General features: G+C 70.1%; 12 protein-coding genes. 3 read left to right on the top strand and 9 right to left on the bottom strand.

What is annotated here, in order from left to right; translation table 11 throughout:
• Position 1: 1 nt before the first annotated feature.
• The 3 genes from kdpC to ABS361_18465 are packed head-to-tail and all read left to right on the top strand — an operon-like array spanning position 2 to position 4,082.
• Positions 2–598 (top strand): potassium-transporting ATPase subunit KdpC, encoded by a 597-nt coding sequence (gene kdpC, locus ABS361_18475; GenBank protein XBY44017.1) that lies wholly within the window; start codon positions 2–4, stop codon positions 596–598.
• A 38-nt stretch (positions 599–636) separates the two neighbouring features.
• The gene (locus tag ABS361_18470) at positions 637–3,351 is read left to right on the top strand and encodes a sensor histidine kinase KdpD (GenBank protein ID XBY44016.1); all 2,715 of its coding nucleotides are present in this window, start codon (positions 637–639) and stop codon (positions 3,349–3,351) included.
• Positions 3,348–4,082 carry a response regulator transcription factor gene (locus tag ABS361_18465; GenBank protein XBY44015.1) on the top strand — a complete coding sequence of 245 codons (735 nt, stop codon included), beginning with the start codon at positions 3,348–3,350 and terminating at the stop codon, positions 4,080–4,082. Before ABS361_18470 ends, ABS361_18465 begins: the two co-directional genes overlap by 4 nt.
• A gap of 37 nt (positions 4,083–4,119) precedes the next feature.
• Here the strand turns inward: ABS361_18465 and ABS361_18460 are convergent, their stop codons facing one another.
• The 9 genes from ABS361_18460 to ABS361_18420 are packed head-to-tail and all read right to left on the bottom strand — an operon-like array spanning position 4,120 to position 12,261.
• Complete coding sequence (locus tag ABS361_18460) at positions 4,120–4,395, bottom strand: amidase family protein (GenBank protein ID XBY44014.1); 276 nt, start codon at positions 4,393–4,395, stop codon at positions 4,120–4,122.
• Positions 4,389–4,661 (bottom strand): hypothetical protein, encoded by a 273-nt coding sequence (locus ABS361_18455; protein XBY44013.1) that lies wholly within the window; start codon positions 4,659–4,661, stop codon positions 4,389–4,391. Before ABS361_18455 ends, ABS361_18460 begins: the two co-directional genes overlap by 7 nt.
• Positions 4,586–5,560 carry an amidase gene (locus ABS361_18450; GenBank protein ID XBY44012.1) on the bottom strand — a complete coding sequence of 325 codons (975 nt, stop codon included), beginning with the start codon at positions 5,558–5,560 and terminating at the stop codon, positions 4,586–4,588. Before ABS361_18450 ends, ABS361_18455 begins: the two co-directional genes overlap by 76 nt.
• A gap of 54 nt (positions 5,561–5,614) precedes the next feature.
• Positions 5,615–6,403, bottom strand: coding sequence for a xanthine dehydrogenase family protein subunit M (locus tag ABS361_18445; GenBank protein ID XBY44011.1), 789 nt, complete (start codon positions 6,401–6,403; stop codon positions 5,615–5,617).
• A gap of 10 nt (positions 6,404–6,413) precedes the next feature.
• Positions 6,414–8,798, bottom strand: coding sequence for a xanthine dehydrogenase family protein molybdopterin-binding subunit (locus ABS361_18440; protein XBY44010.1), 2,385 nt, complete (start codon positions 8,796–8,798; stop codon positions 6,414–6,416).
• A gap of 1 nt (position 8,799) precedes the next feature.
• The gene (locus tag ABS361_18435) at positions 8,800–9,282 is read right to left on the bottom strand and encodes a (2Fe-2S)-binding protein (GenBank protein XBY44009.1); all 483 of its coding nucleotides are present in this window, start codon (positions 9,280–9,282) and stop codon (positions 8,800–8,802) included.
• 20 nt (positions 9,283–9,302) lie between these two features.
• A complete protein-coding gene (locus ABS361_18430) occupies positions 9,303–10,412 on the bottom strand; it encodes an ABC transporter ATP-binding protein (protein ID XBY44008.1) in 1,110 nt (369 codons plus the stop codon).
• Between the two features lie 14 nt (positions 10,413–10,426).
• Positions 10,427–11,299, bottom strand: coding sequence for an ABC transporter permease (locus tag ABS361_18425; GenBank protein XBY46942.1), 873 nt, complete (start codon positions 11,297–11,299; stop codon positions 10,427–10,429).
• A gap of 50 nt (positions 11,300–11,349) precedes the next feature.
• Positions 11,350–12,261 (bottom strand): ABC transporter permease, encoded by a 912-nt coding sequence (locus ABS361_18420; GenBank protein ID XBY44007.1) that lies wholly within the window; start codon positions 12,259–12,261, stop codon positions 11,350–11,352.
• Between the last annotated feature and the right edge of the window lie 146 nt (positions 12,262–12,407).

The following is a 12,407-nucleotide window of genomic DNA, read 5'->3' as shown; positions in this document are numbered from 1 at the left end:
GATGCTCCACCATATCCGCCCCGCGATCGTGCTGACGGCCGGCTTCACGGTCCTGCTCGGCCTCGCCTATCCGCTCGCGATCACCGGCCTCGCCCAGGTCGCCATGCCCTCGGCCGCCAACGGCAGCCCGGTCGTGGCCGGCGGCAAGGTCATCGGTTCGGCGCTGATCGGCCAGAATTTCGCGTCCGAACGCTACTTCCACGGTCGCCCGTCGGCGACCTCGGCGCCGGATCCGAACGACGCGTCGAAGACGATCGACGCGCCCTATAACGCGGCCAACTCGTCCGGTTCGAACCTCGGGCCGACCTCGCAGAAGCTGATCGATCGCATGAAGGCCGATATCGAGGCTTCCGGGTTGGCGAAGCCGGTGCCCGCCGACGCGGTCACCGCCTCGGCCTCGGGCCTCGACCCCGACATCTCGCCGGCTTTCGCCTATGCTCAGGTTCCGCGCGTCGCCAAGGCGCGCGGGCTCGACGAGGCCGCGGTGAAGGCGCTGGTCGCGACGCGCGTGGAGCGACGGTTCCTGGGCATCTTCGGTGAACCGCGCGTCAACGTCCTCGGCCTCAATCTGGCGCTCGACGCGACCGGCCGATCCTGAGCGGTCGACCGGAGAGAAATGGGCGAGAGACGGAAGCGATGGCGCCACCGCGTGATCCCGACGACCGCCGCCCCGACCCCGATGCGCTGCTGGCGCTCGCGGGGCCGGGCCGGCGCGGCCGCCTGAAGGTCTTCCTCGGCGCCTCGCCCGGCGTGGGGAAGACCTACGCCATGTTGCAGGGCGCCCGCCGGCTGAAGGCCGACGGCATCGACGTGGTGATCGGTCTCGTCGAGACCCACGGCCGCGCCGAGACCGCAGCGTTGACCGCAGATCTCGAGATCCTGCCGCGCCGGATCGTCGATCATGGCGGCCGCGCCATCGCGGAATTCGATCTCGACAGCGCGCTCGCCCGTCGGCCGAAGCTGATCGTCGTCGATGAACTCGCGCACACCAACGCGCCCGACAGCCGCCATCCGAAGCGCTGGCAGGACGTCGACGAACTGCTCGACGCCGGCATCGACGTCTGGACCGCGCTCAACATCCAGCATCTGGAGAGCCTGAAGGACGTCGTCGGCCGCATCACGGGCGTCACGGTCCGCGAGACGGTGCCCGACACCGTGCTCCAGGAGGCCGACGACGTCGTGCTCGTCGACATCACGCCCGACGAGCTGATCGAACGCCTGCGCGACGGCAAGGTCTACATGGCCGATACCGCCCGGCGCGCGATCGACAATTTCTTCACGCCCGGCAACCTGACCGCGCTGCGCGAACTCGCCCTGCGCCGCACCGCCGACCGGGTCGACGACCAGATGGTCGAGATCCTGCGCCAGAAGGCGATCGAAGGCCCCTGGGGCAGTTCCGAACGGCTGATGGTGCTGATCGGCGGCGGACCGGAGAGCGAGCGGCTGGTGCGCCGGACCGCGAGCCTCGCGACCGCGCTCAACGCCGGCTTCGTCGCGCTGCATGCCGAGCGGCCGGGCGCCGACGAGGCCGATCCGGGCCGCGCCAAGGCGACGACCGAGGCGCTGCGCCTCGCCGAGAGCCTCGGCGCGGAGACCGCGCGCATCGCGGTGCGCGATTTCGTCGAAGACGTGCTGCGCTATGCCCGGCGCGAGAACGTCACCCAGATCGTGGTCGGCCGCTCGGCGCGCTCGACGGTGGCGCGGCTCCTGCGCCGCTCGCCGGCCGATCGCCTGATCCGGCGCTCGCGCGAGATCGGCGTCACGGTGGTCGCCGACGAGGAGGCCCATGTCGGAACGCCGCTCTGGCGCGCCGGCCTGTCGGACCCGCGCCATCTCGGTCGCGAGACGCTGGTCGCCGCCGTGGCGGTCGCCGGCGCGGTCGGCGTCGGCGAGGCGCTGACCCATTTCCTGAAGCTGCCCAACCTGTCGATGGTGTTCCTGACCGCCGTGCTGTTCGCGGCGGCCCGCACCGGCACGCGCGCGGCGGTCATCGCGGCCTTCCTGTCGTTCTTCGCCTACAATTTCTTCTTCATCCCGCCGCTCTACACCTTCACCATCGCCGAGCCGCATGAACTGCTCGCGCTGGTCGTGTTCCTGATCGTCGCGGTGATGACCGGCTCGCTCGCCGGCCGGGTGCGCGAGCAGTCGCGGCAGGCCTGGCAGCGCGCCGAGGCCTCGCAGGCGCTGTCGAGCTTCACCTCGAAACTCTCCGCCGCGGCCGATGTCGACGGCGTTGCCGAGGCGACCGTCGCCCATGCCCATCGCGCGCTCGGCGGCCGCGCGCTGCTGCTCCTGCCCCGCGACGGCGATCTCGAGCTTCAGGCCGCCTGGCCCCCGGACGAGGGCCTCGACACGGCCGAGATCAGCGCCGCGCGCTGGGCCTTCGAGAAGGCCGAGGTCGCCGGCTGGCGGACCGGCACCCTGCCGAAGGCGCGGTTCCAGTTCCGGCCGCTGGTCACGCCGCGCGGCGTCGTCGGCGTGATCGGCTTCGAGCCGCCGGATCAGGCCGCGCCGCTGCCGGCCGACCTCGACCGCAGCCTGGCGGCGATCGTCGAACAGGCCGCGATCGCGCTCGATCGCTCGCTCCTGTTCGGCGAGGCGGTCAAGGCGGCCGCCCTGCAGGAGAACGAGGCGGTGCGCGACGCGCTGCTCGCCTCGCTGAGCCACGATCTGCGCACGCCGCTCGCCACCATCACCGGCGCGGTGACGACCCTGTCCGAGCTCGGCGAGGCGATGACGCCCGCGGCGCGGCGCGAGCTGCTCGGTTCGATCGAGCAGGAGGCCGCGCGGCTCAACCGCTTCGTCGCCAACCTGATCGACATGTCGCGCATCGAATCGGGCGCGGTGAAGATCAAGCGCGACTGGGTCGACGTCGCCGATGCGATCAGGACCGCGGTCGGTCGCGCCGACAAGGTCTATCCGGCCGAGTCGACCACCGTCAGTCTGGCGCCGGACCTGCCCTTCGTGCGCGGCGACGCGCAGCTGCTCGAACAGGTGCTGTTCAATCTGCTCGACAATGCGCACAAGTATGGCGGCGAGCGCGGCGTCGCCGTGCATGCGCGACAGCAGGGGCCGGAGATCGTGATCAGCGTCACCGACGAGGGGCCGGGCGTGAAGCCGGCGGATCTGGACCGGATCTTCGAGAAGTTCTTCCGTGCCGGCCGCGCCGATGGCCGCAAGCCCGGCACCGGCCTCGGCCTGTCGATCTGCCGCGGCCTCGTGGCGGCGATGGGCGGCACGATCAAGGCCGAGAGCCCGGCCGTCCGGCGCCGCGGCACGCGCATCGTGGTCCGCTTGCCGGCCGCCGAGGTCCCGGCCGACACCGGCGTTGCAACCGGAGCCCGCGCATGACGGGTGCCCAGATCACCGGATCGACGGCAGGATCGCACGGAACGGGCCTGCGCATTCTCGCGGTCGACGATGAACCCGAGATCGTCCGTTTCCTGAAGGTCGCGCTGTCGACCGCCGGCTACGAGGTGATCGCCGCCGACACCGGCCGCGAGGCGGTGCGGCTGGTCGCGGCCCGCGCGCCCGATGTCGTGGTGCTCGATCTCGGCCTGCCCGACATGGACGGCAAGCAGGTGATCGAGGCGGTGCGCGCCTTCTCGAAGGTGCCGATCGTGGTCCTGTCGGCGCGCGACCGCGAGGCCGAGAAGATCGCCGCGCTCGATCTCGGCGCCGACGATTACATCGAAAAGCCCTTCGGCATCGGCGAACTGATGGCGCGGCTCAGGACCGCCACGCGTCATGCCGCGGTCGAAAAGCGCGAGCCGGCGCGTGTCGAGGTCGGCGATCTGGTCGTCGACCTCGAACGGCGCCTCGTCACGCGCGCCGGCGAGCCGGTGAAACTGACGCCGAAGGAATACGACCTCGTCGCCGTGCTCGCGCGCCACGCCGGCCGCGTGGTCACGCATCGCCAGATCCTGACCGCCGTCTGGGGCCCGGCCCACACCGACGATACGCAGTATCTGCGCGTCTTCATCGGTCAGATCCGCACCAAGATCGAAGCCGATCCGAGCAATCCGGCCGTGATCCGCACCGAGCCCGGCGTCGGTTACCGGTTTGCGGAAGCCGACGCCTGAGATCGCTGGTGCTTTTGCCTTGTTCCAGGCTGGCCGGTCAGCCCCCGAGCGGCGGCAGCGCGGCTTCGAGCGCGGCGGCGACGGTCAGGATGCGCTGTTCCTCCAGCCAGGGCGCGATGATCTGCAGGCCGATCGGCAGGCCGTCGCGCGACAGTCCGCAAGGGATCGTCGCGGCCGGCAGCCCGGTCAGGTTGATCGGCCAGGTGAACGGCGACCAGCCGAGATGCGGGTCGACCGCCCGGCCGTCGATCGTGTCGACGCCGAGCGTGCCGGCCGCGAAGGCTGGCACGGCCACGGTCGGCGTGATCAGCACCTGCGCCGTCTTGAACAGCTCGACGAACAGGCCGCGCAGCTCGCGCGGCGGTAGCTCGCCTCGATGTAATCGACCGCGCTGAACGTGCGCCCTGCCTGGATCACGTCGAGATAGGCCGGCTCCGACCGTGCGAAGTCGGCCGGATCGCGCGCGGCGACCGCGGCGGCCTGCTCGGAGAAGGCGATCGGCCTCAGCGTCGTCTCCAGCACGTCGGCCGGCAGGCGGATCGCATCCTGGCGCAGGCTGGCGCCGAGCCGGCCGAGCACGTCGACCGCCTCGGTGAAGGCCTGCCGCACGTCCGGATCGACCGGCGCGTAGCCGAAGTCGACCGAGGTGGCGATCGTGAGCCCTTCAGCGATCGAATGCCGGCCGAATAGCTGCCGCCGGTCGCCGGCAGGCAGGCCGGGTCGCGGATGTCGGGGCCGGCGATCACCGACAGCAGCGCCGCGGCGTCGGCGACGCTGCGCGCGATCGGGCCGGTATGGGCGAGTGAGGCCCAGGACGGCGGCGAGAAGCCGGGCGAACGCGGAACCAGCCCGAAGGTCGGTTTGATGCCGACCACACCGCAGAACGCCGAGGGTACCCGGATCGAGCCGACGCCGTCGGTGCCGAGCGCGAGCGGCCCGCAACCGGCGGCGACGCCCGCCGCCGCCCCGCCGCTCGAGCCGCCGGAGGTCCGCGACGGGTTCCAGGGATTGCGCGTGATGCCCGAGACCGGGCTGTCGGCGGTCAGCTTGTAGCCGGACTCGCAGGTCGTGGTCTTGCAGGTGACGATCGCGCCGGCCGCGCGGATCCGCTCGACCACGGCCGCGTCGGTCGGCGCGACGAAGCCGTCGAGACCGGGTGCGCCCGCCTTGGCCGCGACGCCGCCGACGTAGATGAGATCCTTCACGCTGATCGGCACACCGGCGAGCGGCCCCGCCGGCCGACCCGCCTTCCAGTCGGCGGTGGCCTGCGCGGCGGCGGCGCGCGCCTGATCGTAGAGCGGCGTCACCACGATCTTGAGCTTGGCGTCGGCACGATCGATCGCCGCGATGACGGCTTCCGTGACCTCGCTCGGCGTGATCGTGCCGGAGGCGTAACCGTCGATCATGGCGGCGACCGACAGGCGTGCGAGGTCGTTCGGCGCGGCGACGAGGCCGGCCGTGGGTAGGTCGATGCTCATGAAATTCGTCCTCGTTCGAGGTTCTTGGTCGCTCCCCGGGCCCCGGCTCGGCGCTCAGGCCGTGGCTTCGGCCACGGCCCTGCGCGCCATGACGCCGACGAGATGCGCCCGATAGGCCGCCTCGGCGTGCATGTCCGACAGCATCTCGGCCGGATCGATCGCGATCGCCGCGATCGCCTCGGGCGAGAAATCCGCCGCCAGCGCCGCCTCCATCGCCGGAACGCGGAAGACCGAGGGCGCCGCCCCGGTCACCGCGACGCGGACGCCATCGGCGAACTTCGCCACGAACACGCCTGCCAGCGCATAGCGCGAGGCCGGCGAGCGGAACTTGGCGTAGGCCGCCGCGACCGGCAGCGGAAAGCGGAATGCCGTGATCAGTTCGCCCGGCTCCAGCGCGGTGGTGAACATGCCGAGGAAGAAGTCGTCGGCTGCGATGGTCCGGCGGTCGGTGACGATTGTCGCACCGAGGCCGAGCACGCCGGCCGGGTAGTCGGCAGACGGGTCGTCGTTGGCGACCGAGCCGCCGATCGTGCCGCGATTGCGCACGGCCGGATCGCCGATGCCGCCGGCGAGCTTGGCGAGCGCCGGCAGCACCTCGCGGACCAGAGCAGACGTGGCGACCGTCGCGTGCGTCGTCATCGCGCCGATCTCGAGGCCGCCGTCGATCGCGCGGACGCCCGAGAGGCCTGCGGCGGCGAGATCGACGAGGCCGGTCGGCGCGGCGAGGTTCTGCTTCATGGTCGGCAGCAGCGTCATGCCGCCGGCCAGATAGCGCACGTCCTCGGAGGCGAGGCCGGTCGCTTCGGGGGCGGAGGCCGGCCGGAAATACTGGAACGGTTTCATGGGTCGATCCTCATTCGGCCGCGCGCGGGATGGAGGCGTTCTGGATGATCCGCCAGATGCGGTTCGGCGATGCCGGCATGTCGACATGGGTGATACCGAGGTGCGCCAGCGCGTCGACGACGGCGCTGATCACGGCGGCGGGCGAGCCGATGGTGCCGACCTCGCCGCAGCCCTTGACGCCCATCGGCGTATGCGCGCACGGCGTCGAATAGGTCGAGACGTCCATTTTCGGCACGCCGTCGGCGCGCGGCATGCAGTAGTCCATGAAGGAGCCGGACAGGAGCTGGCCCGAGGTCTCGTCGTAGACGCAGTTCTCGTAGAGCGCCTGTCCGATGCCCTGCACGATGCCGCCGTGCAGCTGGCCCTCGACGATCATCGGATTGATCACCGTGCCGACGTCGTCGCAGGCGGTGTATTTGACGATCTCGACCACGCCCGTTTCCGGATCGACCTCGACCTCTACCAGATGCGCGCCGCCCGGATAGGTGAAGTTGACCGGGTCGTAATAGGCCTGTTCCTCGAGCCCCGGCTCGAGGATCTCGAGCGGATAGTCGTGCGGCACATAGGCCGCGAGCGCGATGTCCTCGATCGTCTTCTTGCGGTCGGTGCCGGCGACCGCGAACACGCCGGCTTCGAAGGTGATGTCCTGTTCGGCCGCCTCGAGCAGGTGCGCGGCGATCTTCTTGCCCTTCAGGATCACCTTGTCGGCCGCCTTGTTCAGCGCCGAGCCGCCGACCACCAGCGACCGCGAGCCGTAGGTGCCCATGCCGAACTGGACGCGATCGGTGTCGCCGAACACGATGTCGACGTTCTCGAACGGTACGCCGAGCCGTTCCGAGACGATCTGCGCAAAGGTCGTTTCGTGGCCCTGGCCGTGGTTGTGCGTGCCGATCAGCACGGTGACCTGTCCGGTCGGATGCACGCGCACTGTCGCGCTCTCGTAGAGCCCGCCACGGGCGCCGAGCCGGCCGGCGAAACGCGACGGCGCCAGGCCGCAGGCCTCCACATAGGTCGAGACGCCGAAGCCGCGGAACTTGCCGGCCCGCGCCGACTCCGCCTTGCGCGCCGCGAAGCCGGCGACGTCGCCCTTGATCGTCGCCTGCTCGAGGCAGCCGAGCGGGTCGCCGCTGTCGTATTCGACCAGCACCGGCGTCTGGTACGGATAGGCCGACTTCGGGATCATGTTGCGCCGGCGGATCTCGAGCCGGTCGAGGCCGAGATCATGCGCGGCCATGTCGACCAGCCGCTCGACCACGAAGGTCGCCTCCGGTCGCCCGGCGCCGCGATAGGCGTCGACCGGTGCGGTGTTGGTGAACATGCATTTCACCGAACAATAGATCGACGGGATCACATAGACGCCCGAGAGCAGCGGCCCGTAGAGGTTGGTCGGGATGTTCGGCCCGAAGGTCGACAGGTAGCCGCCCATGTTCGCGTAGGTGTGGACGCGCATGGCGAGGAACTTGCCGTTCTCGTCCAGCGCCAGTTCCGCCTCGGTGACGTGGTCGCGGCCATGCCGGTCGGCGAGGAAGCCCTCCGAACGCGTGCTGACCCACTTCACCGGCCGGCGCAGCTTGCCCGCCGCCCAGGTGGTCACGGCCTCTTCGCCGTAATGGAACTGCTTGACGCCGAAGCCGCCGCCGACGTCCGGCGCCACGACCCGGAGCTTGTGCTGCGGGATGCCGAGCACCATGCCCATCAGGAGCCGGACCACATGCGGGAACTGGCTCGTGCTCCACAGCGTGTACTGGCCCGTGCCCGGATTGTACTCGCCGACCGCGGCGCGCGGCTCCATCGGGTTGCCGACGAGGCGGTTGTTGACCAGGCTGACGTGGCTCACATGCGCGGCGCGGGCGAAGGCGGCCTCGGTCGCGGCCTCGTCGCCGAGCGCCCAGTCGGCGCAGAGATTGCCCGGCACGTCGTCGTAGAGCAGCGGCGCCTCGGGCGCGGCCGCCTGCAGCAGCGTCGCGACCACGGGCAACAGGCCGTAGTCGACCACCAGCGCCTCGGCGCCGGCCGTGGCCGCCTCCAGCGTCTCGCCGACGACGAAGGCGACCGCGTCCCCGACGAAGCGGACCTTGCCGGTCGCGAGCGCCGGGAACGGCGGCTCCTTCATCGGCGAGCCGTCCTTGAAGGTGATCGCCCAGCCGCACGGCAGCGTGCCGCAGCCGTCGGCCGCGAATTCCGCCCCGGTGAACACGCCGACGACGCCCGGCACGGCGAGTGCCGGCGCCTTGTCGATCGCATCGATCGTGGCGTGCGCATGCGGCGAGCGCACGAAGACGCCGTAGCTCATGTCCGCGCGCTTGATGTCGGCGACGTAATTGCCGCGGCCGGTGATGAAGCGCTGGTCTTCCTTGCGCTTCGGCGCGGCGCCGATCCCGATCACTTCACCCATGTCACTCTCCCACGGTCGCGGCGTTCATGGTCTTGGCCCCGGCGATCACCGAGGCGACGATGTTCTGGTATCCGGTGCAGCGGCAGATGTTGCCCTCGAGCGCGTGGCGCACCGTCGTCTCGTCGAGCGGCCCGCCCTGGCTGGCGATATCGACGGCGCGCATGATCATCCCCGGCGTGCAGAAGCCGCACTGGAGGCCGTGGTGCTCGTGGAAGGCCGCCTGCATCGGATGCAGATCGTTGCGGCCGACCGTGAGCCCCTCGATCGTGGTGACCGAGCGGCCGTCGAGCGACAAAGCAAGCAGCGTGCAACTCTTCACCGAGGCGCCGTCGAGCAGGATGGTGCAGGCGCCGCACTGAGAGGTGTCGCAGCCGACATGCGTGCCGGTCAGCCGCCGGTTCTCGCGGATCCAGTCGACCGCGAGCAGCGTCGGCTCGACCTCGTCGACCACGGTCGCTCCGTTGAGCGTGACTTCGATCTTCATGTCTCTCTCCTCGGATGGGATCAGGCGAGCAGTCGGGCGTGACCGGCCTGCCAGGCGGCGACCGCGAGGTCGCCGACCTGGAACGGGGTCGCGAAGAAGGTGCGTTCCGGCACGTAGGCGATGAATTCGTCGCGCCCGACAGGATCGAGCATCACCTTGACGAACGAGCCCTGGTACTCGAGCGCGCGGACCCGGCCGGGCAGAGTCGAGAGCGCCGGATCGACGCTTTCGGACGGCTTCAGCAGCGCGACGTCGTCGCGGCGTACCGCGATGTCGGCGAGGCTGCCGGCGTCCGGTGCCCGACCGGGCGCGACCGGCACCCGGATCGGCTGCAGGTCCGGCGGCCGGACCGTGACGAAACCCTCGCCGGCGCCGGTCGCCTCGACCTTGGCCGTGAACACGTTCTGGCCGCCGAGGAATTCGGCGACGTAGCGATCCTTCGGGAAGGCGTAGACGTCGCGGGCCGGGCCGGCCTGGCGGATGTGCCCCTTCTCCATCACCACGACCATGTCGGCGAGCGCGATCGCCTCCTGCTGGGTGTGCGTCACGTGCACGAAGGTGATGCCGAGATCCTGCTGCATGCGGCGCAGCTCGGCGCGCATCTGGACGCGCAGCTGTTCGTCCAGCGCGGAGAGCGGCTCGTCGAGCAGCAGCACGCGCGGCTCGGTGATCGCGGCGCGGGCGAGCGCCACGCGCTGCTGCTGGCCGCCGGAGAGCTGGTTCGGCAACCGGTCGGCCAGTTCGCCGAGCTTGACCTTCTCGATCATCGCATCGGCGGCCTTGAGCCGTTCGGCCTTCGCCATGCCGCGGACGCGGAGCGCGAAAGCGATGTTGTCGCGCACGGTCAGGTGCGGAAACAGCGCATAGGACTGGAACATCATCGCGGTGCGGCGCTCGACCGGCGCCAGCCCGACGACATCCTCGCCGCCGATCAGGATCTCGCCGTCGGTCGGATCCTCATGACCGGCGATCATGCGCAGGATCGTGGTCTTGCCGCAGCCCGAGGGCCCGAGGAAGCAGCAATAGGCGCCGTCCGGGATCTTCAGGTTGATGCCGTCGACGGCGCGGGTGACGCCGTCATAGCTCTTCACGATACCGGCGAGTTCGATCTCGCCCCGACCCTTGGCCATGGCTGGTGTTCTCCTCAGGAACCGGACTGACGACGGGCGCGGCGCTTCTGCATCCAGGCGATGGTGCCGAGGCTCGCGACGATGATGACGAAGGAGACAATGGTCGTGACGGTGCCGAGCGCGTAGAGCGATGGCGAGGTGATGTTGAGCGTCATGCTCCAGATCTCGAGCGGCAGCGTGTTGAGCGCGCCGGCCGTCTGCAGCGTGCGGGCGAACTCGTCGTAGGAGAGCGTGAAGCCGAACAGGCCGACCGCGACCAGACCGGGCGCCAGCACCGGGATCATCACGAGCCGGATCGTCTGCCAGCGCGTCGCGCCGAGGTCGCGCGCGGCCTCCTCCCAGACCTTCTCGAACCGCGACATGACCGCGAACATGACCAGCACCCCGAACGGCAGCGTCCAGGAGAGCTGCGCGCCGAGCGCGGACGTGTACCAGTTCGTCTCCAGCCCGGCGGCGTTGAACAGGAGCCCGACGCCGATGCCGAGCACGAGGCCGGGCGCGACCAGGCTGCCGATCATCAGCGTGAACACGATGCGGTCGCCCGGGAACCGGCGCCGGAACGCCAGTCCCGCGAGGAACGAGACCACCACCGTCAGCACCGTGACCACGGCGGCGAGCCTGATCGAGCGATCGAACGCGCCCTTGACGTCGCCGGTGCGCGCCTGGGTGACCAGCTCGACGAACCAGTGCAGCGAGAAGCCCTTGACCGGGAACACCAATCCGCCGCGCACGTCCTGGAACGACAGGATGTAGATGCAGAGCATCGGTCCATAGAGCGCGGCGACATAGAGCGCGAACAGCGTCGCGAGCACATAGAAGGTCCAGGGCCGGCCGCCCTTGGAGGGGGCCACGGCGCGGCTCGTGCGGCTGCGGGTCTTGCGCGGCATCGCGGGCTCCATGGTGAAAGCGGCGGGGCGGTCGGCGATCGGCTCGGCGCTCATCGGGTGATCTCCCGGCGGATGTCGACGGTGCGCAGGATCAGGCCGACCGCCGCCATCAGGACCGCGGTCAGGATCACCGCGCTCGCGGCGGCCTTCGGGTATTGCAAGACGCCGACGTCCTCGTAGAAGGCGCCGACCACCGAGGCCGAGCCGCCGCCGGACATGACCTTCACGACGAAGAAGTCGCCCATCACGATCGAGACGACGAAGATCGAGCCGAGCGCGATGCCGCTCTTCGACAAGGGCACGATGATCAGCCGCATGATGTCGAAGCGGCTGGCGCCGGCGTCGATCGCGGCCTCGACGACGCGCTTGTCGATGCGGCCCATGGCGTTGAAGATCGGCACGATCATGAAGATCGTGAGCTGGTGCACATAGGCGACCACGACCGCGAAGCTCGAGAACAGCAGGAACTCGAGCGGCTCGTGAATGAGCCCGATCTTGAGCAATGCCTCGTTGATCAGGCCCTGCTTTCCGAGCAGCGGGATCCACGAGATCATGCGGATGATGTTCGACGTCCAGAACGGCACCGTGCAGAGCAGGAACAGCCCGAGCCCGAGCAGTGGATTGCGGACGTGGAACACCAGGAAATAGGCGACGAAGAAGCCGATGATCAGGCTGAACAGCCAGGTCAGGAAGGTGAACTTGGCCGTCGACCAGTAGAGATTGAAGGTCAGGTCCGAGGTCAGGACCTGCCAGTAGTTCGAGAGATCCAGCGCCGGCGTCATGCCGCCGAAACCGTCGCTCTCGAACACGCTCGCCGCCACGACGGCGAGGAGCGGCGCCAGGAAGAACGGCACCAGCACCAGCACCAGCGGCGCGATATAGAGCCAGCCGAGCCAGTCGCGGCGCCGGCCGCTCGTCTCGGGCGTCTTGGCGGGTCTCTGGGCGCGCGTCGGACGGGTCATCGTCGGGGTCTCCGGAGGCCGGGAGGAGTGGGATCGGCGCGCCGGGAGGGCGCGGAAGACCGGCGAAAATCCCGGACGCCGCCTGGGGGGAGAGGAGGCGCGGCGTCCGGGAGGTCTGGTCCCGCCGGAGGCCCGGCGGGAGGAGG

This window comes from Ancalomicrobiaceae bacterium S20, from assembly GCA_040269895.1.
GTDB classification, from domain to species: domain Bacteria; phylum Pseudomonadota; class Alphaproteobacteria; order Rhizobiales; family Ancalomicrobiaceae; genus Methyloraptor; species Methyloraptor flagellatus.
The sequence above is the reverse complement of the archived record's forward strand: the minus strand, read 5'-3'. Positions and strand labels throughout refer to the sequence as shown.

Excerpts from the sequence above, each read along its gene's own strand:
- kdpC (XBY44017.1), top strand. The coding sequence starts at position 2 with ATGCTCCACCATATCCGCCCCGCGATCGTGCTGACGGCCGGCTTCACG.
- ABS361_18470 (XBY44016.1), top strand. The coding sequence starts at position 637 with ATGGCGCCACCGCGTGATCCCGACGACCGCCGCCCCGACCCCGATGCG.
- ABS361_18465 (XBY44015.1), top strand. The coding sequence starts at position 3,348 with ATGACGGGTGCCCAGATCACCGGATCGACGGCAGGATCGCACGGAACG.
- ABS361_18450 (XBY44012.1), bottom strand. The coding sequence starts at position 5,560 with ATGAGCATCGACCTACCCACGGCCGGCCTCGTCGCCGCGCCGAACGAC.
- ABS361_18445 (XBY44011.1), bottom strand. The coding sequence starts at position 6,403 with ATGAAACCGTTCCAGTATTTCCGGCCGGCCTCCGCCCCCGAAGCGACC.
- ABS361_18440 (XBY44010.1), bottom strand. The coding sequence starts at position 8,798 with ATGGGTGAAGTGATCGGGATCGGCGCCGCGCCGAAGCGCAAGGAAGAC.
- ABS361_18435 (XBY44009.1), bottom strand. The coding sequence starts at position 9,282 with ATGAAGATCGAAGTCACGCTCAACGGAGCGACCGTGGTCGACGAGGTC.
- ABS361_18430 (XBY44008.1), bottom strand. The coding sequence starts at position 10,412 with ATGGCCAAGGGTCGGGGCGAGATCGAACTCGCCGGTATCGTGAAGAGC.
- ABS361_18425 (XBY46942.1), bottom strand. The coding sequence starts at position 11,299 with ATGCCGCGCAAGACCCGCAGCCGCACGAGCCGCGCCGTGGCCCCCTCC.
- ABS361_18420 (XBY44007.1), bottom strand. The coding sequence starts at position 12,261 with ATGACCCGTCCGACGCGCGCCCAGAGACCCGCCAAGACGCCCGAGACG.